The sequence below is a fragment of the Pseudomonas batumici genome, assembly GCF_000820515.1.
GTDB lineage: Bacteria > Pseudomonadota > Gammaproteobacteria > Pseudomonadales > Pseudomonadaceae > Aquipseudomonas > Aquipseudomonas batumici.
In genome coordinates, this window is sequence record NZ_JXDG01000033.1 from 50243 (window position 1) to 75392 (window position 25150).

Here is a 25150-nt window from a genome sequence, read left to right on the forward strand (position 1 = left end):
CTCTAGGAAGCCTATTCGGATGCACAACAAGCCTGGCCGAAATGATCCTTGCCCTTGCGGTAGCGGCCGCAAGCTCAAAAAATGTCATGGGTCCATCGACAATCTCGACATGGTGCTGAAGCTGAATGGACCGCGCATGCGCCAGGAGATGCAGATGACACTTGCTCGTCATGAAGCCCAAGAGTTTCAGAGGCGTGAGCAGCAGGGCCTCGGTAGGCCGATCATTTCCACTGAGTTCCATGATCACAGAATCATAGCCGTCGGTCAGGCGATACATTTCTCACAGAAGTGGAAAACGTTTCACGACTTCCTGAACGACTACCCGAAGATCGTCTTAGGTAGAGAATGGTGGACGTCAGAGGGAAGCAAGCCTCCAAAAGAGCGACACCGTATTCTCACCTGGGCGGTCCGCAGCTATGAGCACTCGAAAGCTCACATGGAACAGATGGGGACAGGTGTTCCTCAGCCGATGACGGGGGCTATTGGTGCCTATATGCGCTTCGCATATGACCTTTACAGCCTGAAGCACGCCATCGAGGTCCAGAAGCTGCTTATCGACCGAATCAAATGCCCCGAGAACTTCCCCGGCGCGTTGTATGAGGTGCGGGTCGCCGCCGCCCTGCTCCGGGCAGGCTTCAGCCTGCAGCCCCAAGATGAAACTGACAGACGTACTACTCACGTTGAGTTCATCGCTACGGACACTAAGTCCGGTGCGATCTACGCCGTTGAGGCCAAGCGACGAGAAGGGGCGCGGATGAAAATCAACAGACAAATGAATCGCGCTTTGAGCAAAAAGTCGGATCATCCTCGCATTGTTTTCATTGACACAAACGACGGACGCCTGGAACTGGGCAGAGGCCAGCCTAATCCTGTAGCGCTTGTGGAGGCTGAAAACCTCTTAAAGCTATATGAGCGAGATCCTACTGGGCAAAAGCTTCCGCAGGCATATGTCATAGTCACCTACGATCCAGAGGAGCATCACCTTGATGCCATTGATCTGCCTTCCGGAGTGCTGCTATGGGGCTTCCACCTCGAAGATCTTCACCCCGGGCTGAAAAACCTGCTTCAACAGGTCAAAATCAGGCGTCGGCATGCGCCAGTCTTTGCGCTGCTGGAGTCCATGCAGAAGCACCGGCGCATTCCCGCTACGTTCGATGGAGAGGCCGAGTCGTTCTCTGGTGGAGTTCCCAAGGCACGGCTACAGGTTGGTCAGCGGATGGAGGTACCAGGACCTAACGGAACGCAGATCGAGGCGACGCTAGAGAATTGCGTCGTCATGCCGAAGTCGAGAGAGGCATTTTGTGTCGCTTGCAGCGACGATCAACAGCGCTTCATAGTCAAGATTCCGTTGACGGATGATGAACTAAAGGCCCACGCCCAGCACCCTAAGACCTTCTTTGGAGTTATTGATAGGAATGCTGGCCGCTCTTGTCCGAAGACTGACTTGGACTGGTTCGACTTCCTCTGGGAAACATACTCGAGCAGCACAAAAGAAAAACTGATCGAGCTCATGGACCATGCGCCTGACGTTGAACGATTGAAGGAGATGACCCAAGAGGACTTGGCCGACGAATATTGCGCTCGAATGGCAAGCGCAATGATGGAAGCGCATATGGAAAAGATGTGACCCATTCTCCGGCTCTAGCCCCGCAAAATTCTAGTGCCTGAGGACGACGAGCGTCATCGCCCTTGAATAAGCTTGGAATGCTCCCACGAATCGGCTCATCCTATTTCTCACAACGATTGAACGACCGCTTTCCGCATTCGAGATTGTGCCTCCAAATGTCCGCACCGGGTCGAAAGCGCTCTCCCATGCCGGCTCCGCCCACCAGGCTGCAGTGAAATCAAGCTAATCTCTAGCAAGCCAGATGATGGGCAATATGAAATCAACAACCCAATTGTGGCATTAGTGATACCAATATGTCACCATCACTTAGTCCGGGATATCTTCCCCCCTGCTCAAGTTCGGATGCATTGATATGGATGACGCGCTAATTGAAAAGTTGTTGTATATGGGAGAGGGAGTAAGCCTAGATTATAAACAGCAACAGTATGTGGTTAATGGAAAGGACCTTAAGGCCAAATCAGAGTTGCTCAAAGACATTTTGGCCTTTGCTAACGCCTGGCGCTCAGAGGATGCGCACATTTTGATAGGCGTTAGCAACTCACGTGAAGTCATAGGTCTAGATCATGACCCTGACGACTCACGACTACAGCAGTTCATAAATAGCAAGACCAACCACCCTATTGATTTCTCGTATCGCTCCCTTACTTACAAGGGAGTAAAATTGGGTCTTTTTACTATCCCTCAGCAATTGCGCCCTGTTTACTCAAATAGCGATTATGGCATCGTTACTGCCCACACAGTATATGTTCGTCGCGGGTCATCAACAGCAAACGCGGACCCGACAGAAATCGCCCGAATGGGAATCGCTCAATTAAATCCATCAAATAATTTAGTGCGCAAACCAGAACTAGACATAAAGTTAGTTTCGGACGACGATGAAAACATTGATTTTTTGAGTTTCAAATACGTAAAACTCAAACTACTGGATTATCCAGACTACAAATCCCTCCCGGAGAGGCCCAGCGCTTACTCTATGCCCTCGCTACATTTTGACAATGAAAATTATTACAGGGATCTCGCATCTTATTATAAAAAAAGACTCGGCCTATTTAAGCTTCAACTATGCATCACCAACTCCGGCAGTGGTTACGCTGATGACGTTCGCATCTATGCAGAATTGACCGGCTGGAAAAATGGCAACGTACTCCTTGGCACAGAACTAGATACCCTCCCAGAAAAGTCACTCTCACCAGGGCGCATTCGCTATGAAGGAGTCACCGCGACTGATCCTTCAGTCGACATATTTCCAAAAAAAGACAAAACAATTATACTTTTTCATGTCGGAAAAATACATAGCGGAGAAAGCGTATTGACTTCCGCCGTCTTTCTTGACTCCCCGCCTACCGAACTGGAGTGTATTTTCATAAAAATATTATCAGATCAATTGCCTGCACCTAAGGAAATTACAATTCCGGCCACAATTGTATTCAATGAGGTTGATCTAACCTTTGAGATATTAAAAAAAGGATTGAAGTGAAGCCGTGTTTGACCAAAAGGTGACAGATTTATTTTCTCAGTTGCCTAATATCGACGTTTGCTGGATTTCTGCGACACCAAATAAACCCGTCCCCTTTTCGGGGACGTTGCGGCATGTTATGCCATCTAGTCCGCACTCGGAAAAATTCACCTGAGGAAAACTATGACAGACGATGAATTTGAAACGTTTCTAGTAATGGTGATGGACGAACTGTTACTGAAACAAGCGAAGCTAAACCGGATTTATGCACTTGGAGAGATGGCGCGCTGGTGGTTCGAGCAAGGCACTGGCACAGTCCAATTCTTCGATAACAGTGACAGGCTGGTAGTCGAGGCAGAAGTCGTGAGCATAGGAAGCTTCTCGATCAAAACGTGTAGTTGGAAATGGGCATGGAGCAATCCCTCGATTGAGCCTGCATTACGCCAAGCAGCGCTCCCGCTGAAGCAACTCCAAGCCATTACGGGGCTTGATCTATTCGGGAACGAACAGGCATTTTCAATTCAAGACGAAACGATGGCATGGGAGCTGGCAGCCTCGGCGGTTCATTACTTAAAGGCCGCAGGGTGCTACCGGGCACCAACTTCTTCTGAGGGCCCCAACACCTATCTGGCAATCACGTCTATAAAGGTTCTTGGCGACTGAAGTCTTTGGTTAGCTGCCTATCGCCAGGGGCCGCTATGGGTCGATTGCACCCTTTGTTCTCTATTTGTGGCGTTGCTGACAAAAAGTAGATAATTTGATGAGCCCGGTCAGCGGGATTATCACTCAAATTTCAAAACAAGGAAGTGCAATGGGCGTCCCACTCCCCCTCTGGCTCATTCTCACGGGCGTGACCGCTTACGTTGCGAGTACACGCGGGCGATCAGGGCCAAGATGGTTTGCAATCGGGCTTTTCCTTCCCGGCGTAGCCCTGATCGCCGTGTTGTTAATGCCACGGCTGGCAAAGACCGGTGTTGACGCTCTAGTGCACGAAGTTCTGCGCCCCTGCCCTGCCTGCACCCAAACCATCAAAGCTGCAGCCTCACGATGTAAGCGCTGCGGAGCCGAAGTGGAGCCTATCGCCCTGAGAAATCGCAGCGGCTGGGTAGCACGTATTACTGCCCATACCGATGAGGAATTTGAACGGATGGCTGCACAGATGACGCTAATGGACATACCAACAATTCTCGATGAAGCGCCCCACGTTTTCGCAGGCCCGTTTGAAGAAAAGGCCGAGGCGCAGAACATGCTCAAATACCTGAAGTCCAACCATGACCTGGATGGACTGGTGACCTGGCGGTCAGTGACTAGGTAACAATACACACTCCCATCATCGCGCCTGACCTGTCTGCATACTTTGCTTACATGGAAACCGCAACACGCATAGCTAAGCAGGAAAAGCAGACTTGGGTCTAGCAGAAAACGACCCAAAGCTGCCTCTCAGAGAGCTAAAACTGAGGTTGCCACTCGTCAAACAGAGTCCAGCCATGGCAAATGCAGTCAAAGTCTTTTGCCGTAAAAAATAATACAAGTTCCTCTGGGTCAAATTTTTTATACAGCCAGTGTCCAGAAACAGGGCCTCTCGTTATCACGTATTCCAAACGGTACTTTTGAATAGCTCCAGAACTGAAGGAGACTGAATTCAACTCAAATCTGGCACCTTGGTTGAGCGCCCATAGCTTTCCAATAAGAATATCATCAAGTACCACCTCTTCAGCTGTATCCATCAGATGCCGTGTATGAAGTTTTTTTTGAAGCCTAACGCTTCTGGGCATAGATCAACCTACCTATAAACAGTCCGAGCATTGGCAGAATAATACTGGAACGCGGAGATGACCACCTTGGGTCGACTCCCGCCCGTCGTGACAGGCAGACGGGCGGCCAGCAGCATCAATATCGTGGTCTGTCCCCGATTGCTCGTCGAGACTTGATTGCGCCAGACAGAGTAGGATTTGGGGCGTGTAAACCGCCCCGTGCCGATCGCCCTCACCCCCATGTTTTTCCGAGCGCGTCCAGACCGGCTCTTTGCAAGTCCTGCGGATTCATGGCAAGACGGAACTTGCAGGTCGCCTCGAAGTTGAGAAAGAAAGGTTCTGCAAAACTGGGGATTTCAGATGAGTCTTGTACGTTGATCAGGAAAATCCCGCCGCGCATTCCCTCCTGCTCGGTGAAGTAGGCAGTCTCCGGTTTGATGCTCTCCAGGATACGCCCCATGATTTCGCCGATCTTCCCGGATCTGACGAGAGCGTTGAAGGGTTCATTCGGGAACTCGACCATCAGTAGCATTTTCATCATTCGATACTCTATTCAAATGGCAGCCTCATCTCCCTACCTTTGCTCCTGACGCTCATGCCGTCAGGACTGCATTCAACCGTTCCTGCGGTGTGTTAAGCATAGCGAAGCATGAGTTGACGTTCGTCCGGGGCTACGGACGGTCATCAAGCTGCCGTTCGCCATCTACCCAGGCTTTCAGCATCCTCGAAATTGCTGACAAGCACACAGGTAAGGAAGAAATGATGCAGAAGGAAGCTCACTGGAAACGCCGCCTTCTGACCCGCGACAGCGGCTTGAACGGAAACTGAAAGGGTCGCAATCATCAATCGATAGCTGACGGGGCTGGAAGGCTGCTGGCCGGATAGCGACGGCCTACGACCGTCGAAAAGCGGGACACCCATTAGCCGGTCTCAAGTCAAGGTTACAAGCCACCGCCCCTCAGCCTCTCCGCCCTGTGCGACCGCGTGGTAGTGGCCAGCGTGTCTCCGATGCTCCACCCAGGCTGCGTGCAGATAAGGCCTACCCCAGGCCGGCAACCCAATCGGTCGTGGACTGCCAACCCAACGGGGCTAGCCATTCACTGATCAGCAATGCAGATGTTTATTCACGAGAATTGATCATTTGTGGCTGGGTCAGTTGCTTTCCTGCTTTGGACACGTCCAGTACAAATACATCAATCAATCCCATCATTTCATGTGGGAGAGCAGACTCAATACGATCTTTCAGCTCCTGAGCACTTGCTAATCCATGTGTTTTGCGGCCAGCAACTTTCTCGCCTTGACCGAACCAGAGAACGAGAAAAATACCTTGTTGCTCAGCATCTGGATGAATGGAGTAGCGCTCATTCAATTGATCCTGAGCAGCGGTATACAGCTCTTTATGCCATTGACCCTTGACTTCTGTGACGAGTAGCTTTCTTTTACCGCCAATCATTTTGGTTACGGTAAAATCGCTCCGATTAGAGTCTTTTAGCTGATGTTCCGGTGTTACAGAAATACCTTGGGGCTCAAGCCTCAGATGTAGGCGCTCAGCAATAATTAGCGTTGCGGGCACTTCGCCCAGTCGCTCTTCTTTGTCATAAAAAAGATTTCCCGTGTTGAACTCGCCGCCATCTATAGCCTTCTGAAAGCCATGAAGCTCTTCTATGACTAGTTGGCGCAAACCCTCCACAGTGACAACGGCACCATTATCCAAGAGACTCACGACTTCTATCGGGGTTGGTGCTACAAAATCTCTAAGTGCTCTTTTTCTTAGCTGACTACTGTGAATACTACTTAAATCTTTATACATATCTTCGAAACGATAGTCTGCAAGAAGATGCTCAAGAATCGGCAGAGCGTCATCAGAATCAAAGGAATTTAACGACCAAACCAAGTCTTTAAGAAAACGATACGCGTTTTCTTCTTTTGGACTTTCTGTACCCCAATGGCTTGGCAAATCGACTCTAGGCCACTGGCTAATAAAAGCGTTCAAGATCGCCTCAATTTTTACAGCTGATAAGCTTGGCCAAGATGAGTGGTGGAGGTGACTAAACCGACCAGATCGCTCATTTAAAGCAAGAACAGTATCTCTGTCGGCTTGAAGCCACTCCCACTGCGACTCTGAGATATCGCTGACAAAATATAAAGCCCGCACAAACCAAAATTTCCTTCTCTGATTGAGGTCTTCATTTTCGTTGGCATCAATGTCCGCTGATATTAAGCCACGGCAGCGCTCATGAATAACTTCTACCAAAGCATCAGGATTTGAAAACTGTGCGGAAATATCAAAGAGCGTATCAAGCGCCCCGAGCGTCAGGTTGTCAAAACGCCTCAACCACTCAATGGAAAGCCCTGAGCGCAAATGGCTGAATACGTCGTCACTACGTAGCAACCAAATATCAGGGCACTGACACTCGGCAGATGCCAGCTGTGGCTCTATGTACCTCCTTAAAAAATCTTCGACACTTGCATGATCAGAAAAGACTCGCCTATCTACTTCGCGTTTGAGCGCGTCTTTCTCATCTTTAGTGACAGCACTGTAATTGACATTAATAGTTGCCCGCAATGACTTTAAAAGCTGAGAATCAACCTCATCCAAGCTATGCTTTAGGCGCATGATTTCTAGGCATGAGGCGAACAGGATCGGCTCCGCCAAATAGCTCTTTGAGGTGCATCTCAATTCCGCGAGCTTTAATAAATCTGGTACATAAGGAGTTATGAAGGCAAGACAATTTCTCAACCCGATTCGGACAATAGACTCATCGCCAAATTCATCTTTAATTTTATCCGGATGCATCAACACAAGATCTGCGAACCGGACAAGACAACCCCAGTGACGACCGGATTCAACAAGCTCCCGATTTTCTTGTACATATTTGATGCTCTCGGCGTGAAAGTTTTGTTGCTTACGCCTGTTACGGCCTATTTTTCGGAGCAAACGCGGCATACCATGAAGGCGTTCTAATTGCATCGCCGATCTGTTAGTTTTAACCCATTCTCGCATAAATTCAGGCTTCGCCAGCGCATGACCGCGCAGATGTCGCCGAAAGTTATCCAGACCCCGAGCCTCTCTATTATCGTGTTTTTGGTGGTAAGGAATAAAACTTGCCCACAAGATAGGATTATCAGTTTTGAACGCCAAGTCTGCCAAGAATTTGGTATCTTCACTGTATAAGCCAAGACCAGAGTGAGAATGAAAATCAAACTTACGAACTTTGGTTTCAAAGATGACGTCACGATCTACTAATCCTCCGAACACGTGAGCAATCAATCCTTGACGCAGCTCAGTATCTTCCTGCAATACCTGAACTGCTCTGCTTTGGCTTGCGGATTTTTTTTGATGGAAGTCTAAATTTTCAATCCATTTCCAAACAAGGCATGGATTATAAGGAGTTGGTGCCAATTCAAAAAAACGATCCAGCATTGACCCAATGATTTTGCTGACTCCTGTCCTGCATCCGCATTCGTAGCATTCTTTACCGCAAGTGCATACTAAGTCGACGCATAGCTCATCCAATAACCACTCGATTATTTCTAGATCTAAAGTCTCGATCAGACGCTTCACGAAATAACGCGTGCCTACCGTACGATCATAATGGTCATATCCACGTGAATAAAGACCGGCACAAGAACGATAAAATGCTAAATGAACGGAATGGTCAAATGTATCTGAATACCGCGACCCAATAATTTCGGCTGCAACTCGCAGAGAGACCTGAGTTGCTTCACCAATAAGAATCATTACATTGGATAAATGATCATGACTGGCTATCTCGAGCAAGCTCTTACTCACAAGCAACCGAGTACTTTCCGATTCCTCTGGCGCCAGGAGTATTTGCTGCAACTCATTCTCCAGCTGTTCGACAGCCTTCGAACCTACCAAAAGCTCTAGGATAAGATCACGGAGATGCCCTTCATTACCAAACTCCAAAATAGGCCGGATCTCATCCATCACATCTTGGGTGAAAAACCCAGCGACACTGAATCGTCTCCAAAAGTCCCCCCTTCGAAAATAAGGATCTTTAGATTCGACATATTTTAATCGACTTATCAGCAGACGTTTTGACGAGGACTCAAGCTGGGAAGGATCACCGTTTGCTAGCACGGCATACGGATCGAGCTGAATCGTAGCCTCCTCAATACCCCTATTTCCTAACGATGCCATCCATCCAAGAAGGCCGCGCAATTCATCCCGCACTGTAGAGTTAGGTGCAATGATTGGCAGACATTTTGAAAGTGTGAGAGGATCTAATGGATCCACTATTCTCTTCGTCAGGTAGTCCGCTGCACAGTACTCCGCGACAACTTTGTGAACTGGATGATGCTGACCCAATAAATCGCCAGGCCTGAAGAGTCTGGTAGCCAAGATGTTAGCAGACGGCTTATCTTTACCGGACAGAGATCCCAGGAGCGGATATATGCGACTTTCATCCGCTTCGCTTGTGGCTATCCCTTCTGCGCCGGATAGCAACACCTTAGCAAAAACCTCCGATCCGAAAGAAATTTTATCAGCAATCGGGACCGCATTATGGTTGTTGGAAACTTTCGGATTTACCTCCCTTGCTAATCGCTCCACCGCTAGTGAAAAAATTGACCGCTTATCAGCGAAATGCCTACCGCTCTCGAGGTATGCGTCTGCGAACAGTATTAGAAACTGAGGATTTGGAAGCAAGGCATCCAAGTCGAATCTGGCGACTTCAGAGCGGAAAGCTGAAAAATCCTCCCCTTCTACATGATGGTCGAATATGGCTCGCTGCTCATCTTCGTCGAACTCACATAGCTTAACTACCAGAGGCTCGTGCGCCAGAAAATCCGCAAAAGCGTGGGTGGCTGCATTATCCCATTCGCTTGAGCGGCTTGAAATAATTACATGCGTCGGATTCACATCGCTTGCGTTAGCGAGAAGCCTATTGATGCCCGTGTGATCAATTTTTGCCAGTTCATCGAATGCATCAATCACAAGCGCAGAATTTTGTGCTGCCCTCCCTCGGTAGCTGAATACATTTGCGCTGACAGACAAGACACCTAGCTGTTCAGCTAGACTTTTCAAAAGTGCGGTTTTACCACCTCCGGGCTCTGACAGAACAACCACATAGTTCGAAGCGAGAAGCAACTCACCCTCAGTATACGTTTTGTCGTTAGCCGATAGTCTGCGTGGTAAGTAGAGAGTCGAGCTCATAGTGGCGAGATACGCTCCGTTGAATCGCACCAGTTGTACTGGTGACCATGGTGGAGCGGTGAGGTGTGCCCGCGCTCGTCTGCCAACGAGATTACGACATTTCTCGGCAAGCGGGAGAGAGTTTTTTCAAGCCAGAGCTGGTCCCTAGCCTCATCCCCAAAAAATACTCAGAGAGGTGCAGGACATTGCTCGTGCCCAAAATAAGCAATCACACTGTAACTGTCAGCCACATGTCGCTTGTCTGTCGCGCCTAGCTGAGGCTCTGGCAAAGCTTTAACGTTAAGCAATCTAAATCACCTTTACCTTCATGGATGCGGTGAACCGCTGCAATGGGCCAATTGCAGACCGTGGCGAGGGGCAGATACCGGCCAGAAGCCGGCGCTGCTGGTATCGGGATCTCAACAACCTAGCCACTCCCCACGATTCACGCTTACCATACCCCCAACTCGTATTACCGCGGCTGCTGAACCCGGTACTCACGAGGAAATGACCATGGAAAGAACCCGCGCCTGGAGACGCGCACAGGCCCTTGAACGCCGTGATGACAAGGCGGTTCGTCCGCTGACATTCAAGCCGGAAAAGAACTGGAAGCTGATGTACACCCGGGCCGACAAGCTTGTCAGGGCACGCCAGCTCGGCATGAGCTATCCCATCCGCACCACCCGCCAATGGTTGGATCAAGAGTGACAAACCTCCTGTTCGTCTGCAGTCGTAACCAATGGCGTAGCCCCACGGCGGAAACGATCTGGCGCCGCCGTCCCGGCTTCAATGCCCGCTCGGCGGGCACAAGCCCGAACGCACGCAGACCCATCGGCCCGGCGGATATTCGCTGGGCCGATGTCATCTTTGTCATGGAACGCAAACACCTGAATCGCCTGCAGGCCGAGTATGCCCGCCTGCTTGAACACAAGCGGATTCACTCTCTGGATATTCCCGACGACTTTCGCTACATGGATCCTGAGCTGGTGGACATGCTCGAAGACGCAGTGAAGCCCTATCTCACACCCTAGGTTTCGTGCGCAAACCTCTGCCATCATTCAAGAACTGACAAGTCGAGTAGAAAATATGAATCGTCGTAAAAAAATAAATCAGTTATTAAAGGCTCACGCCAAAAAGGCCAGCGCCAAATTGGCACCGAAAAGTAAGCCTAAATACATTAGTAAAGCTGACCGATTGAAGCTGGCGGCTGAACCCAGCCCAGACTCAATCATTTCCCCTGAGAGCTGATCGTGACGTTTGACACCAGATGCCCCAATGTCAAGCTCTATCCGTCCCGAGCGGCGTAAACTTGGCAGCTGAGCATCGCTGCATATTTGTTTTCCTACCGAGCGTTATAACTGCAGTCCATGAATGTTTTACTGGAGGTGAGCAATGCAAGGTAGAGTGCTTAACGTTGTGGGATTGATTATCGGCCTATGCGTCGTAAACGTAGCCAATGCCGAAAATCAGAATTTCGTGCATCCGGGAATGTTGAGTACGAACGACGATTTTGCTCGTGCCAAGAGGCTCGTTACCAGCAAGACATCACCTGCGATCGACAGCTGGAATCTTCTGGAAAAAAGTCCGTACGCAGCCGCCAATTACGCACCTAATCCAGTTGATCGAGTAGTACGGGGCAACCCATCATGGGGCAAAGACAATTACGCATCGCTGTTCCGAGATGCGGCAGCTGCTTATCAGTTGGCCGTTCGCTGGAAAATCTCTGGAAATATCGACTACGCGAATGCCTCGATCAGAGTGCTTGATGCCTGGGCAGACAAACTGACCGATGTGATAGGCACAAGCGATAAATACTTGGCGTCCGGCATCTACGGTTATGAACTGGCCAATGCGGCAGAAATCATGCGGACTTATCCAGGATGGAAAAAATTTCCTCAATTTCAAGGCATGATGCTCAAGGTTTTCTACCCGATGAACCATGACTTCATAACCAAGCATAATGGATATGGAGAAGCTGGACTGCATTATTGGGCAAATTGGGATTTGGTCAATCTTGCTTCGATGATGGCCATCGGCATCTTGACGGATCGTCACGATATTTATAAAGAATCCATGAATTATGTGCTTCATGGACTGGGAAATGGCGCATTCAACAATGCAATGTGGGCTGTTTATCCCGGCACTGGAAAGGAAGTGGGTCTGGCTCAAGTTCAGGAAAGCGGACGTGATCAGGGGCACTCCACATTAGACATCGCGATAATCGGGGTGATTTGCCAGATGGCGTGGAGCCAGGGCGATGATTTGTTCAGCTTCAATCACAACCTCGCATTAAAAGCCAGTGAGTATGTTGCAAAATACAATCTGCTTTATGATGTTCCATGGACAAACTACACCACCAGCGATGGGTCGATCCAAACTCAGATCTCTTCCGGCAGTCGCGGCAGCACCCGTCCAATGTGGACCTTGATTTACAATCACTACGCCGGAATCAAACATCTGGAAGCCCCCTATACGAAAAAAATGATGGACAACTTTGGTCCTGAGGCGGGTGCCTACGGGTCTAACAGTGGAGGTTTTGACCAGTTGGGCTATGGATCGCTGTTGTTCACTAACTATCAGGAAGCGGCAGCTGGAAAACGCTGACGTTGATGGCCTACAACTTCGCCAGGCACCTGAAGCCTGGCGAAGCCGTACACCTTCAGGTGATCGATGAAGCCTGGACTCAAAACCCAGGCCGTTTCACAATCAATCCGCACCCTCTCACTCCTGGACCGGGCACCTAGGCTTCGTGCCAATGGCTGCTGAGTCCAGTTCAGACTCGATCATTTCGCCTGAGAGCTGATCATGCGAAAAGCGGGACACCCATTGGCCTCTCAAGCTCGCGGGCCGAGCCAGTCCCGGACGAGCCGAGCAACCTGCCTCCGGCGCTCGATCATCACCATATGCCCTTCGCCCGGCAGCGCATGATGGGTGACCGACGGCACCCACGCGGACGTTTCGCGCGCCGCCTCGGCGAAGATTGTGTCGGCAGCGCCACCGACGATCAACGTATCTGCGCGGATCTGACGGGGCCACGGCGAACTGTCGCGTGCATCATCACGCAGTGCGCGTAGAGTGCGGGCAATGGCGCCCCCTGCGTTGACCGATGACGCCATGTGACGTCGTCGGCCCAGCAGCGCGGCGCGCAGTAGCATGTTGCGCCAACCCGCGCGGAAGCATCCGGACATTGTTTCGAGCAGGCGTACGAATTCGAGGCGGGTCGCGTGAATGATTTGCCGCTCGACGAGCCGGCAGCCGTCCGGGGCCAGGCGATGCGCACTCGAGACCAGCACGAGTCGTGAGACGAGCTCCGGGTGGGTGGCCGCGAGTCGCGCCGCGACGACGCCGCCGAACGAGATGCCGATGAGCGTCGTGCACCGCCAATGCATCGCGATGCCGCACGCGACATGCTCGACGATGTCCGTGAGCCGGTATTGCGCGCCGGGCTTGTCAGGATATCCGAGCAGTACGAACGGCGTGTCGGCCGGCAGGATGCCGGCAACACGACGCAGGTCGCGCCGCAGTCGACGCGCGGTCGTCTTCGAGACGAACGCCTGCCCGCCGTTCAGTACGACGACCGCGGGCGGCCCGTCACCCACCTGCGCGGTCAGGATACCGCCGTCCAGCCGCATCGCTCGAACGGAACGAGCGCCGATCCGCAGCGCGTTCAGTTCGTCCAGTATGGGGTTCATGGGTTTCCTCCAATGAAAAAAGCGCCAGCATGAACGCTGACGCCCACGTGAGGGTCAAGCACCAGATACAGTATTACCATCGTCGACAAGGAGGGCTCCCTGACGTTGCAGCCAGGCAAGTATGTCGAGGCCGATCGGATGACCGGCTTGCAGAATCGGCTCGCCCAGCAGTGCCTGCAGCAGCTTGCCGCGCAGCGCGACGTCGCCGTGCGTCGTCCGCTCAAGCAGGGAGTGCCAACGGCTCACGAGCGAGGCGATATCTCCATTGTCAGCGCCGCAGGCAATCGCCAGCCTGACGTCTGCACCGAACGTGATCCATTCCGCCGACAGCGTCTTGTCGAGACGTTGGATTTCGTCGTCCGTCAGGTGACGTCGCCAGGCCGCCAGATGCAGACGGGTCGCCTGTTCGATGTAGGCGATCAGCGCATGATCGAGCCCTGCATGGTCGGGAGCCGGCACCGCGTCGTCATGCAACTGTCGCCAGCGCCGCGCGATGCCGATATCGCCATTCATCCATTGCATCGCGGCGGCCAGCCAGCGATACGCGAGTTTCTGCGCTTCGCCGGAATCGGGCAAGACTTGCCGATCCATGGCGTCGCGCACGTCCACAAACAATCTCGACAAGGTCGATTCCGTGTCCTTCCAGCGCGCGAGGATCGTCGCAATTTCGGCCGTGTCGAAACGCTCCCGATAGCGCTCGAGCAGCGCGAGCGTATCCGGCCAGTCCGCATCACGCCAGTTCAGACCGGAATCGGAGGCCGCTTGCAGCACGGCGAGCCGTTCGTTCAGGGTATTCAACCTTGTCAGTTCAGCGTCGATCGCGCGTCGGCTCTCGGCAATGACTTGCGTCAGGGCAACCTGCCGGTCGCGCAGCACCTGTGCGATCGCGTCGAGTGTCAGCCCCAGACCGCGCAGCGCCTGGATCGTCCTGATCGTCGACACGCTGCTTTCGTCGTACAACCGATAGCCCGACATAGAGCGGCCGATCGGCTTCAGGAGACCTGTCTGATCGTAGTAGTGCAGCGCGCGGACGGTAATGCCGCAACGCCGGGCAAGCATGCCAACCGTTAGCGGCATAGAGACCCCGTCGACAATAGAAGATATTGGAGGATACCCGTCGTAGCTGACGGCGGTTGCGGATTATCCCGTCGGACTACCGACCGTCAAGTCCCCACAAAGCAAGGTGACAAGAGAGAGATTGGTCCCAGGCAGCGGACCTGCCTCTCCTCCTCCCAGCCAATACACTGAAGGACCTGACGTCCGAACATGAATTTTTTGTCATCAACAGAAGTGACATAAAGCCATCATGCAATTTTGTTACAACCGCTGGCGTCCCCTCATAAGAGCCCGCCGCTGTGAACCTTCGTTTCGCCTTCCTCCGCAAGCCTTCCCACCGCCCCGCCCTGCTGCGTCGCCTGAGCATCGGCAAGCGCCTGCTGGCCAGTTTCGGCCTGTGTGCCCTGCTGCTGGCCGCCTTGGGTGGGGTGTGCCTGATGGCAATGCAGCACATTCGCCACGACGGCGAATTGATCGAGCAAGGACCGCTGTCGAGTATCGCCCAGGCTGACGCCATCGCCATCGACCTGGCCAAGATGCGCACCGAGGCAGCGCTGTTGCTGGTGTATGCCAACGACCCGGCCGAACTGGCCAACCGCAAGATCAACCTGCAACAGCTCAGCGGCGAGGTGGACCAGGGGTTCACCGAGTACCTGGCCAAGGTCCCGGAAGGAACAGAGCGCGACTCGATCAAGTTGCTGCAGGACGCTGCACAGCAGTTCGTCACCCTGTTCAAGCAGGCCATCGAGCTGGTCGAGCAGAAGCACATGAGCGAAGCCACCAACCTATCCAACAACGACCTGGCCAACCAGGGCTCGTTGATGGACATGCAGGTGCAATTGCTGCGTGAACTGAACAAGCAGACCACCGCGCAGGCCCTGGAAAACACCGCCAGTACCTTCCACAAAGTCCAACTGGTGCTGCCCGTTGTCATCGGCGTGGCGCTGGCCTTGATGCTGTTGCAGGCCTGGCGCCTGAGCGTCAGCATCACCCGGCCGCTGCGCCAGGCCTTGCAGGTGGCCAAGACCGTGGCCGCCGGCGACCTCAGCAAACAGGTGGTCGCCCATGGCCAGGACGAAGTGGCGCAACTGCTGCAGATGCTCGGGCACATGCGCGATCAGTTGCACGCGGTGATCCAGCAGATCGGTGGCGCCGTTGGCCGCCTGAACGCATCCACCCAGGAAATGGGCGCGATCATGCACGACAGCGCCCAGGACCTGCATCAGCAATACGGCGAGATCGAACACGCCGCCACCGCCGTCACCCAGATGAGCCAGGTGGTCGAGGAAGTGGCACGCAATGCGGTGGAGACTTCCAGCGAGTCACGCGGCTCGAGTACGGCCGTGCGCGAAGGCCAGCAGCAATTGGACGAGACCATGACCGATATCGGCGCCCTGGCCGATCAGGTCGAACAGGCCAGTCTGCGCGCCCAGGCCCTGGCGACGCAGACCCAGGGCATCAGCAAGGTGCTGGAAGTGATCCGCAGCGTGGCCGCCCAGACCAACCTGTTGGCACTCAATGCGGCCATCGAGGCGGCACGGGCCGGTGAGGCCGGGCGCGGTTTTGCCGTGGTGGCCGATGAAGTGCGCGGCCTGGCGCAACGCACCGATGCTTCGACGCGGGAAATCGAACAGATGATGGACGGCATTCATCAGGGCACCGGCCAGACGGTTCAGGCCCTGGCCGAAAGCGCCGCCCAGGCGGGCCGCACGCGCCAGCGCGCACAAGTGGCCAAGGACGCGCTGGGGAGCATTTCCAGGTCGGTGGCCGGCATTGACGAGCGCAACCTGGTGATCGCCACCGCCGCCGAGCAACAGGCCCTGGTGGCCCGTGAAGTGGACCGCAACCTGGTACGTATCCGCGACCTGTCCATGCAGACCGCCAGCGGCGCCGCGCAAACCAGCAGCGCCAGCCAGGAACTGGGACGCCTGGCGGTGGAGCTGGACGGCATGCTGGCGCGCTTTTCGCTGTGATGCCCGGTTCTTAGCCGGGCGGGACGCTCGGGCTCGGCACCCTGACCGGGATAACGCAGCGCTTCGGATGGCAGCCAAATTTTTACCGGGCCCCGGGCCGAATCCTGGCGCATTTCGGCCTGAGCCACCTATGCTCTGAACCAGGCAGTGCCCGGAAACATGACCTGGCGCTTCAGATGCCCTGCTACCGAAAAAACGACTTAATCCATGGAGGACGCCCCACTATGAACCTGTCCCGAAAACTGTTTATCAGCGTTGCGCTGACCGGCCTGCTGCTTGGCGGGTGCACCTCGAAAGTCACCGAGCGTGAGCAGTATTCCGGCTTCCTGTCCAACTACAACAACTTGCAGCAGGTCACCACCACCAGCGGCGAAACAGCCATGCGCTGGGTGAGCCCGTCCTGGAATCCAAATGCCTATGACACCGTGGCCTTCAACCAACTGGAGCTCTACCCGGCGCCACAGCCCAACGAGCGGGTTAGCCGGCAAACCCTGGACGAGTTGCAGAACTACATGACCCGCAATGCCAAAGGCGTGCTGGGCCAGAAGTATCGGGTTGTGTCGAGCGAAAACTCAGCGCCGGCTGGCTCAAGAACTTTGATCATGCGCGCGGCAATCACCGGGGTAAATGCCGAAAACAAAGGCATGAAGTGGTATGAAATCGTTCCGGTCGCCGCCGTCGTGGGAGGTGTTTCCGCTGTCACTGGCCATCGCGATCAGGACACCACACTGTTCATCGAGGCCGAGTTTATCGACGCCCGCAACAACCAGACCGTGGCCAAAGTCGTGCGCAAAGTCTTCGGCAATACACTGTCAAACGCCAGCCAGAACATCACCACCAAGGATTTCAAACTGGCGCTCGACAAGCTGGGCAATGATTTGCAGACTTTCATCAGATAACCAAAAAACGGCGAAGGAGGCATACGACAGCTCCTTCGCTCGGCTTCAACAGGGTCTCGCGGCACCCTGCACCGGATAACGTAGCGCTTCGACCACCAGGGAAAAGGCCAACGAAGCGTAGCGGCGATTCGGATAGTAGAGGTGATAGCCAGGGGAATACGGACACCACTCCTCCAGGACAGTGACGAGTCTTCCTTCGGCGATATGGGGGGCCACGATGTCTTCGGGCAGATAGGCCAGCCCGAGGCCGGACAACGCGGCATCCAGGCGCAGGGCCAGGCTGTTGAACGTCAGCTGCCCTTCGACCCGGACCTTGAGTTCATGCCCGTCCTTTTCGAAGTCCCAGGCAAAGAGGCTGCCATGGGTCGGAAAACGGATATTGATGCAGTTATGCGCGGTCAGCTCCTGCGGCATCAGTGGCTGGGCATGGCGGGCAAAGTAAGACGGCGCCCCGACCACCAGCCAGCGCAGATCAGGACTGATGCGGACCGCGATCATGTCCTTGGCGACCCTTTCGCCCAGTCGGACACCGGCGTCAAAACGCTCGGCAACGATATCGGTCAGGCCATGGTCCACGTTCACTTCAACGTTGATGTACGGATAATTCGGCAGAAGCTTCGCCAGTGCAGGCGCGAGAATCGAAGTCGCCGAGTGCTCGCTGGCGGTGATGCGGATCGTACCGACCGGCTTCTCGCGCTGTTCGGTCAAGGCGACCAGTTCCGACTCTATTTCCTCGAACCTGGGTTTTACCGTGAGCAACAGCCGCTCGCCGGCTTCCGTGGGGGAAACGCTTCGGGTCGTACGGGTCAGCAAGCGCAACCCCAGCCGCTCTTCAAGATTACGAATGGTCTGGCTGAGCGCCGACTGGGAAACCCCCAATCTTGCCGCTGCCTTGGTGAAGCTGCGCTCCGTCGCGACGATCACAAAGGCTGAGAGATCGTTGAAGTTTTCCTGATGCATTCATTAGTCCGTCTAATAGGTCCGTTCGGATTCTGCCGCCTAATCACAGACTGCTGCCCGCGCTACATTGATGAGTCATCTATCCGCTGTTTTCAATGTAGCGATCCGCATCCAGAAAAGGAAAAAACCATGACACAAGTTACCCATAAGGTCGTCGTGATCACCGGTGCCAGCAGCGGCCTGGGCGAAGCGACCGCGCGACTGCTGGCCTCACAAGGCGCCAGCGTCGTATTAGGCGCGCGGCGTGTCGAACGCATCCGGGCGCTGGCCGATGAACTGGTCGCCGCCGGCGGCAAGGCACTGGCGGTGCAAACCGATGTCACCGATGTCGAGCAGGTCAAATGGCTGGTGGAGGCCGCCGTGCAGGCCTATGGCCGGATCGACGTCATGATCAACAACGCCGGTCTCATGCCACATTCCTTGCTGGAACTGGGCAAGGTGGACGACTGGAACCGCACCATCGATGTAAACCTCAAGGGCGTGCTGTATGGCATTGCCGCCGCGCTTCCGTATATGAAGGCGCAGAAGAGCGGCCATATCATCAACGTCTCCTCGGTGGCGGGCCACAAGGTGCGCCCTGCCAGCGCGGTGTATGCGGCGACCAAGACCGCCGTGCGGGTGATCTCCGAGGGACTGCGCCAGGAGGTCAAGCCCTACAACATCCGCACCACCATCATCTCCCCCGGCGCCATCGCCACTGAACTGCCCGCCAGCATCACCGAACCCGATATGGCGAAAGGCATCGCGGCATACTATGAACAGTTCGCGATCCCCGCCGAGTCTTTCGCACGCATGGTGGCCTTCGCCATGGAGCAGCCGGAAGACGTGGACGTGAACGAAATCCTGTTCCGCCCTACCGCTCAGGAAGCCTGACGATATCGCCTGGTTTTCATGAGAACAAAGAGAATGGACACACCGCAGTCCATTCTCTTCACCTGTTCTTATTACACGAGAGGGTCGCTAAATTGTTTCGAGGTTAACGCTATTTCCCGTCGGTTATTAGACGATCAATGGGGCTAGGACTCATAAGTCAGGCTAATCAATAGCATCATCGACAAGAAGGCACTCGCCACTGGCGGGATCGGAGCACCACCCTGCCCTTGTGGCGGGCACGGTCCCGCTGAGGTCAGGGCGCAGCGCAGCGCCGAAGGCCGTTCCAGACAATAGGCGAAAGCAGCACCACGGCAATAAGAAACGCCACCTGAGACAAATAGAAAGACGCCAACCACTGCTGATTCAGCGCGACGTAGTAGGTGTTATGGGCAACGTCAGCCACGATAATGGCGGCGGTCAGGACAATGCCGGCCCTGGGCTTGATGAAAAGCAGCAGTGCGGCCAGCGGATCAAGGAGGGTCAGCGCGCCCCAGAACACGCGACTGGCCCAGTGCGCACTCTCCCCATACCCATAGTCCCAGAACAACCCATGCTGAAAATCGGCTCGCACGTGGTTGGCGGTGGCGACCAACAGACAGCACGCGAACAACACGCGGATAGCGAAGGACAATCTGGGCATAGCGTGATCCGCTTTGGGAAGTAAGCCCGACAGGATATCGGGCAATCACGCTACTTTCTCCAAGAATCGACAAGACATTACCCTGCCGGTCAAATCACCTTGCGACCTTCTACCGGATACCCAGGATCAGTAAAGCCATGGGTCGACGCGTGCCCAGGCACGACAAGGCCATCAACCAGCTTCTCGTCGTCCGGCCCCAGTTCCAACCCGAGTGCGTCCATGTAGCTGTCCCAATGCGCCTCGGTACGCGGACCGGCAATAGCCGCGCTGATCAGCGAGTTTTTCAACACCCAGGCGATCGCAAAGGCGACTGAGGTGGTGCCCCGCTCAGCCGCATGACGAGCAATGGTCTGGGCGATTTCCAATGACTCCGGCCGCCATTCGGTCTGCTGGATTCGCTTGTCGCCACGCCCTGCGCGAGTGTCCGCGGGTGGCGGTGCATCCGGCACATATTTGCCACTCAACACGCCACGCGCCAGCGGGCTGTAAGGCACCACGCCTAACCCATAATTGCCCGCCACCGGCAGTTGCTCGACTTCCGCCGTACGGTTGACGATGTTGTACAGCGGCTGGCTGACCACGGGCCGTTCGATGCCCAGTTGGTCGGCGATGCGGATCATTTCGGCAATGCGCCAGCCGTGGAAATTGGACACGCCGTAGTAACGGATCTTGCCTTGACGAATCAGGTCACCGACGGCACGAATCCCCTCCTCCATCGGCGCATCGGTCAGGGCACGGTGAAAATACAGGACGTCGATATAGTCGGTGCCCAGGCGCTTGAGGCTCGCCTCGACGGTTTGCATGATCCATTTGCGCGACTGTCCCTGCTCGTTCGGGCCGGCGGTCGCGGAGGATGGATAACCAAACTTGGTGGCCACCACCCAACGATCACGCTGCGCGGCGATGGCGCGACCCACCACCTCTTCGGAACGCCCGGCGTGATAGGCATCGGCCGTGTCGATAAAGTTGATGCCGCTGGCGGCGGCCTTGTCGATGATGCGTCGGGAAGTCGCTTCGTCGGTCTCGCCACCAAACATCATGGCACCCAGGCACAGGGGAGAAACTTTCAAGGCACTGCGGCCCAGATAACGGTCATTCATCGGTCACCTTCCATCAGCGTTGCAACAGGATGGCCGAGCCATTGCTCAAAACCGTGCCGTCATCCTAGTCACAGGCCGATTGATGATTAAGACCGAAAAGGTGGATGCGGTCATGAGTCCCTTTCATGAGTCTTCGCTGTGGCGCAAGGCGCCGATCACCAAGGCCAGCGCACGGGACGATTGCCGGCGACTGGGGTAGTAGAGGTGCAGTCCGGGAAAGGTCGGAAACCAATCTTCCAGTACCCATTGCAGACGGCCGGCGGCGACATGCGGCGCGGCGAGGTCTTGCGGAATAAACGCCAGCCCGCAGCCGCTGAGCGCCGCTTCGAGCATCTGATAGGAACTGTTGAAGGTCAGTTGCCCCTCCACCCGCACCTGCAGTTCGGTCTTGCCATTCTTCAGTTCCCAGGGATAACAGCCGCCGTGGGTGGGCAGGCGCAGGTTGATACAGTTGTGGTCGGCCAGGTCCTCGGGCTTCAGCGGTGCCGGGTGGGCTTGCAGGTAGGACGGCGCCGCAACGATGACCATGCGCAGGTCCGCCGCGATGCGTACCGCGATCATGTCCTGGGCAACCTGATCGCCCAGGCGTACGCCAATGTCGTAGCGCTCGGCGACGATGTCGGTCAGCCCGTAGTCGGTCATGATCTCGACCTTGATGTCGGGATACTGCGCTATCAACGGCGCCAGCCTCGGCCATAGCACGCTGTTGGCCGCGTAATCGGTGGCGGTGATGCGGATGGTGCCGCGCGGGCTGTCGCGCAATTCGGTGACCTCGGCCAAACCGGCGTCGATCTCCTCGAAGCGCGGTGCCAGGTTGTTGTACAGCCGTTCGCCCGCCTCGGTCGGCGCGACACTGCGCGTGGTGCGGGTCAGCAGGCGAACCCCGAGACGGGCCTCCAAGGCACGGATGGTGTGGCTAAGGGCCGATTGCGAGACGCCCATCTGGGCGGCGGCACGGGTGAAGCTGCGCTCGCGGGTGACGGCCAGAAACGCCAGCAGATCGTTGTAACTTTCCCGGGCCATTGATGAATTCCTGCCATGAATGGTTGGGGATTATAGCGCCATAACCCTCAGGCCATTCATGAGCACTGCTTATGACTCCATGCGGGTTAATGACCTTAATGAATCTATCCAGGTTTCTTAAGCTCTTGTCACTTGCCGCCAGGGCTGCCCGCGGCATTGCCTTTCATGGCCACTCATCCCAGGAGTCGACTCGATGAAACTGTTAGCCAGCGCATTCGCCACCTTGTGCTTCTCGGCCATGGTCGACGCCGACCAGGGCTTGTCTCGCCCCGATCCCAAGCCGTCTCCGGACGTGCTGGAAGTTGCGCCCCAGCTGTACAGCTACACGACCCAGTTGCTGTTCGGTGAAGTATGGAAACGCCAGGAACTCGCGCCCCGTGACCGCAGCCTGATCACCCTGGCCGCGCTGGTGTCCAATGGGCAGAGCGCGCAGCTCAGCGGACACGTCAAGCTGGGCCTCGACAATGGCGTGAAGCCGAGTGAGATCAGTGCGCTGATCACCCATCTGGCGTTCTATGGCGGTTGGCCGAATGCGATGTCGGCCGCCGCCGTGGCCCGGCAAGTGTTCACTGAACGCCAGATCCCCGCCGAGCAGATTATCCCGCCAACCACGGAGCCATTGACCCTGGAGCCGGTGGCCGAAGCCAAACGCCGGGCGCTGGTCGAGGCGAATGTGGGCGCGGTTGCGCCAGGGTTTGCGCACTACACCAATGACGTCCTGTTCGCCGACCTGTGGCGCCAGGCCGACCTGACACCCCGCGACCGTAGCCTGATCACCGTCGCCGCACTCATTGCCCAGGGCCAGGCCGCCCAACTGCCCTTCCACCTGAACCGGGCGATGGACAATGGCCTGACCCGGGCACAGGCCGCAGAAGTGCTGACCCACCTGGCGTTCTACGTGGGCTGGCCGAAAGCGATGTCAGCGGTGCCGGTGTTGAAGGAAGTGTTCGACACCCGGGACAAGCAAGGCTGATTGATGAATGGCCCTCACAAGGCAAAACAGATTTGGCCGGCTAATCAACCCATGACTCCCCCCCGTAATATTGATCGGGCTCAGGAACAGGATCTGCCGACCTCGGCGGGTTCAGTCAGACCTCACGGACGCCCCCACGGAGAAATGAACATGACAAAGGTCACAGTGGTTATTGGTGCCGGCTCCATCGGACAAGCCATCGCCCGGCGGGTCAGCGCGGGCAAGCACGTCCTGCTGGCGGACCTGCGGGAAGAGAACGCGGCAGCCGCGGCCAAGGTGCTCAGTGATGCCGGATTCGAGGTCACCACGACGAGTGTCGATGTCTCTTCACGGGCGTCGGTTCAGACATTGGTAAAGACCGCCACCGCCATCGGCGACATTACCGGCGTCATTCACGCCGCCGGGGTATCGCCCTCCCAAGCCCCTCCCGCGACGATCCTGCGGGTGGACCTTTATGGCACGGCGCTGGTGCTGGAAGCGTTCGGCAACGTGATCGCCAAGGGCGGCTCCGCCATCGTCATCGCCTCGCAATCCGGTCACCGTCTGCCCGCGTTGACGCCGGAGCAGAACAAGGCGCTGGCGCTGACACCCGCCGACGAACTGCTGGCGCTGCCGATGCTGCAACCCGACCAGGTAACGGACCCACTGAATGCATACCAGATCTCCAAGCGCGGCAACTCCCTGCGGGTCATGGCCGAAGCGGTGCGCTGGGGCAAACGCGGTGCGCGGGTCAACACCATCAGCCCGGGCATCATCTTTACCCCATTGGCCAGGGACGAGCTGTCGGGCCCACGGGGTGAAGGCTACCGGCGCATGATCGAGTCCTGTGCCGCGAAACGCGGCGGCACGCCCGACGAAGTCGGTGCGCTCGGCGCGCTGCTGATGGGGCCGGAAGGCACCTTCATCACCGGGAGTGATTTCCTGATGGATGGAGGGGTTACCGCGCAGTACTGGTTTGGGGAGCACTTTCAGTAAGTATCCTGGCCTCAGCCCGGCACCCGAGGCTCAGGACGCCGTCAGAAACTCGCGATACTGCTCCGCCGTCCGTTCCGGCCGCTCGACCATCGGCAGATGCCCCACCCCGTCCCAGCACTCCAGGCGCGCATGGGGAATGCCTGCGATCCAGGTTTGCGCGCTGGCCACGGGGACCATCCGGTCCTCACGCCCCCACAACAGCAAGGTCGGCACACGGACATTGTTCAGCCAGGGCTCCATGCGCGGACTGCCATGGAAATCGTCGAAGATTTCCGCAAGCTCCGAACGCCGCTTGATATAGGTGTTCGACTCCGCCGCCAGCAACACGCCCGGTATCCAGGGCGGCGAAGCCATGGTCATGGCAAAGAACCGATCGAACTCCGCCCGCGAGTGGATAAGAAAAGGGTTCTTGCCTTGATTGACCAACTCTTCCACTTCATTGGGCTGCGGCAGGTTGACGCCCACGGGGCCCATCAACGCCAGGGACAACACCCGTTCCGGGTAATGCGCCGCCAGCCAGGTGGCGACGTAGGCCCCCATGGAGCTGCCGACCGCATGCACCTTGTCGATGCCACTGGCGTCCAGCAGTTCGATCATGCGTTGCGCCTGGGCCCCGATGCTGTAGTCACCGCCCGGTTCGAAGCCGCTTTTGCCGTGCCCGGCCAGGTCGGGAATGATCACGGGGTGATCGGCAACGAAATAGCGCGCGAAACGTATCCAGAGGTTCTTGTCGGCACTGAAGCCGTGGATCATCAACAGGGGCGGCGTATTGCGACTGGCCCCGCCCTGGAAGGTCGCCAGGGTCATCCGCTCAATCGCCACCGGGATTTCCTTCAAGCGCGAGAGTCGCGCTTCCAGCCGCGTAATCAGGTCGAACAACAGCCCGCCCACACGTGGATAGGTCCACCATCCCCAAACGACGACAATGGCTATCAGGGCAAGGATCAAGAGCATCGGGGTTCCTCCGGAACGGGGTTCGCAAGACCGCTCT

The 25150-nt window shown here is 55.8% G+C and carries 23 protein-coding genes; 13 read left to right on the forward strand and 10 right to left on the reverse strand.

Annotation, left to right across the window (positions count from 1 at the left end; genetic code table 11):
- The first annotated feature begins 19 nt into the window (after positions 1-19).
- The 4 genes from UCMB321_RS12540 to UCMB321_RS12555 all read left to right on the forward strand — a co-directional run bounded on the left by UCMB321_RS12540 (position 20) and on the right by UCMB321_RS12555 (position 4398).
- Entirely contained in the window at positions 20-1627 is a 1608-nt protein-coding gene (locus UCMB321_RS12540; protein WP_084614961.1) for a YecA family protein, read from the forward strand.
- 352 nt (positions 1628-1979) lie between these two features.
- Positions 1980-3104: an AlbA family DNA-binding domain-containing protein gene (locus UCMB321_RS12545; protein WP_052451165.1), complete on the forward strand. Its 1125-nt coding sequence runs from the start codon at positions 1980-1982 to the stop codon at positions 3102-3104.
- Between the two features lie 162 nt (positions 3105-3266).
- Positions 3267-3746, forward strand: coding sequence for a DUF6882 domain-containing protein (locus UCMB321_RS12550; RefSeq protein ID WP_040067103.1), 480 nt, complete (start codon positions 3267-3269; stop codon positions 3744-3746).
- A gap of 97 nt (positions 3747-3843) precedes the next feature.
- Positions 3844-4398, forward strand: coding sequence for an SPOR domain-containing protein (locus tag UCMB321_RS12555; protein WP_245220788.1), 555 nt, complete (start codon positions 3844-3846; stop codon positions 4396-4398).
- A 133-nt stretch (positions 4399-4531) separates the two neighbouring features.
- On the opposite strand, the gene UCMB321_RS30695 is transcribed toward UCMB321_RS12555, so the two are convergent.
- The 3 genes from UCMB321_RS30695 to UCMB321_RS12565 all read right to left on the reverse strand — a co-directional run bounded on the left by UCMB321_RS30695 (position 4532) and on the right by UCMB321_RS12565 (position 10016).
- Positions 4532-4810: a hypothetical protein gene (locus UCMB321_RS30695; RefSeq protein WP_157015943.1), complete on the reverse strand. Its 279-nt coding sequence runs from the start codon at positions 4808-4810 to the stop codon at positions 4532-4534.
- Positions 4811-5069: 259 nt separating this feature from the next.
- Complete coding sequence (locus UCMB321_RS12560) at positions 5070-5375, reverse strand: hypothetical protein (RefSeq protein ID WP_040067179.1); 306 nt, start codon at positions 5373-5375, stop codon at positions 5070-5072.
- 582 nt (positions 5376-5957) lie between these two features.
- The gene (locus UCMB321_RS12565) at positions 5958-10016 is read right to left on the reverse strand and encodes an NACHT domain-containing protein (protein ID WP_040067108.1); all 4059 of its coding nucleotides are present in this window, start codon (positions 10014-10016) and stop codon (positions 5958-5960) included.
- 492 nt (positions 10017-10508) lie between these two features.
- Here UCMB321_RS12565 and UCMB321_RS12570 point away from each other — a divergent pair, with 492 nt between their 5' ends.
- From UCMB321_RS12570 to UCMB321_RS12580, 4 genes are all read left to right on the forward strand, one after another.
- Positions 10509-10703 (forward strand): hypothetical protein, encoded by a 195-nt coding sequence (locus UCMB321_RS12570; RefSeq protein ID WP_084614965.1) that lies wholly within the window; start codon positions 10509-10511, stop codon positions 10701-10703.
- Entirely contained in the window at positions 10700-11026 is a 327-nt protein-coding gene (locus tag UCMB321_RS12575; RefSeq protein ID WP_040067111.1) for a low molecular weight protein tyrosine phosphatase family protein, read from the forward strand. Before UCMB321_RS12570 ends, UCMB321_RS12575 begins: the two co-directional genes overlap by 4 nt.
- 55 nt (positions 11027-11081) lie before the next feature.
- A complete protein-coding gene (locus tag UCMB321_RS30045; RefSeq protein ID WP_084614967.1) occupies positions 11082-11243 on the forward strand; it encodes a DUF2986 domain-containing protein in 162 nt (53 codons plus the stop codon).
- Positions 11244-11387: 144 nt separating this feature from the next.
- Entirely contained in the window at positions 11388-12599 is a 1212-nt protein-coding gene (locus UCMB321_RS12580) for an alginate lyase family protein (protein ID WP_052451166.1), read from the forward strand.
- A gap of 230 nt (positions 12600-12829) precedes the next feature.
- Here UCMB321_RS12580 and UCMB321_RS12585 read toward each other — a convergent pair whose 3' ends face one another.
- Both UCMB321_RS12585 and UCMB321_RS12590 read right to left on the reverse strand, forming a co-directional pair.
- Positions 12830-13687 (reverse strand): alpha/beta fold hydrolase, encoded by an 858-nt coding sequence (locus UCMB321_RS12585; protein ID WP_040067113.1) that lies wholly within the window; start codon positions 13685-13687, stop codon positions 12830-12832.
- Positions 13688-13741: 54 nt separating this feature from the next.
- Positions 13742-14764 carry a MerR family transcriptional regulator gene (locus UCMB321_RS12590; protein WP_084614969.1) on the reverse strand — a complete coding sequence of 341 codons (1023 nt, stop codon included), beginning with the start codon at positions 14762-14764 and terminating at the stop codon, positions 13742-13744.
- 278 nt (positions 14765-15042) lie between these two features.
- Between UCMB321_RS12590 and UCMB321_RS12595 the strand changes: the two genes are divergently transcribed.
- Both UCMB321_RS12595 and UCMB321_RS12600 read left to right on the forward strand, forming a co-directional pair.
- Entirely contained in the window at positions 15043-16716 is a 1674-nt protein-coding gene (locus UCMB321_RS12595) for a methyl-accepting chemotaxis protein (RefSeq protein ID WP_040067118.1), read from the forward strand.
- A gap of 224 nt (positions 16717-16940) precedes the next feature.
- Entirely contained in the window at positions 16941-17615 is a 675-nt protein-coding gene (locus tag UCMB321_RS12600) for a DUF3313 domain-containing protein (RefSeq protein ID WP_040067120.1), read from the forward strand.
- A 45-nt stretch (positions 17616-17660) separates the two neighbouring features.
- Here UCMB321_RS12600 and UCMB321_RS12605 read toward each other — a convergent pair whose 3' ends face one another.
- Entirely contained in the window at positions 17661-18575 is a 915-nt protein-coding gene (locus UCMB321_RS12605) for a LysR family transcriptional regulator (protein WP_040067122.1), read from the reverse strand.
- A 129-nt stretch (positions 18576-18704) separates the two neighbouring features.
- Here UCMB321_RS12605 and UCMB321_RS12610 point away from each other — a divergent pair, with 129 nt between their 5' ends.
- Entirely contained in the window at positions 18705-19448 is a 744-nt protein-coding gene (locus UCMB321_RS12610; protein WP_040067124.1) for an SDR family oxidoreductase, read from the forward strand.
- A gap of 253 nt (positions 19449-19701) precedes the next feature.
- Here the strand turns inward: UCMB321_RS12610 and UCMB321_RS12615 are convergent, their stop codons facing one another.
- The 3 genes from UCMB321_RS12615 to UCMB321_RS12625 form a co-directional block, all read right to left on the reverse strand.
- Positions 19702-20088, reverse strand: coding sequence for a hypothetical protein (locus tag UCMB321_RS12615; RefSeq protein ID WP_040067126.1), 387 nt, complete (start codon positions 20086-20088; stop codon positions 19702-19704).
- 89 nt (positions 20089-20177) lie between these two features.
- Positions 20178-21188, reverse strand: a complete 1011-nt coding sequence (locus UCMB321_RS12620; protein ID WP_040067128.1) for an aldo/keto reductase — start codon at positions 21186-21188, stop codon at positions 20178-20180.
- A 123-nt stretch (positions 21189-21311) separates the two neighbouring features.
- The gene (locus tag UCMB321_RS12625; protein WP_040067131.1) at positions 21312-22211 is read right to left on the reverse strand and encodes a LysR family transcriptional regulator; all 900 of its coding nucleotides are present in this window, start codon (positions 22209-22211) and stop codon (positions 21312-21314) included.
- A 193-nt stretch (positions 22212-22404) separates the two neighbouring features.
- Between UCMB321_RS12625 and UCMB321_RS12630 the strand changes: the two genes are divergently transcribed.
- Both UCMB321_RS12630 and UCMB321_RS12635 read left to right on the forward strand, forming a co-directional pair.
- Positions 22405-23184: a carboxymuconolactone decarboxylase family protein gene (locus UCMB321_RS12630; protein WP_040067132.1), complete on the forward strand. Its 780-nt coding sequence runs from the start codon at positions 22405-22407 to the stop codon at positions 23182-23184.
- A 150-nt stretch (positions 23185-23334) separates the two neighbouring features.
- On the forward strand, positions 23335-24159 hold the full coding sequence (locus tag UCMB321_RS12635; protein WP_040067134.1) for an SDR family oxidoreductase: 825 nt from the start codon (positions 23335-23337) through the stop codon (positions 24157-24159).
- 30 nt (positions 24160-24189) lie between these two features.
- On the opposite strand, the gene UCMB321_RS12640 is transcribed toward UCMB321_RS12635, so the two are convergent.
- A complete protein-coding gene (locus UCMB321_RS12640; protein ID WP_040067136.1) occupies positions 24190-25113 on the reverse strand; it encodes an alpha/beta fold hydrolase in 924 nt (307 codons plus the stop codon).
- Positions 25114-25150: the final 37 nt, after the last annotated feature.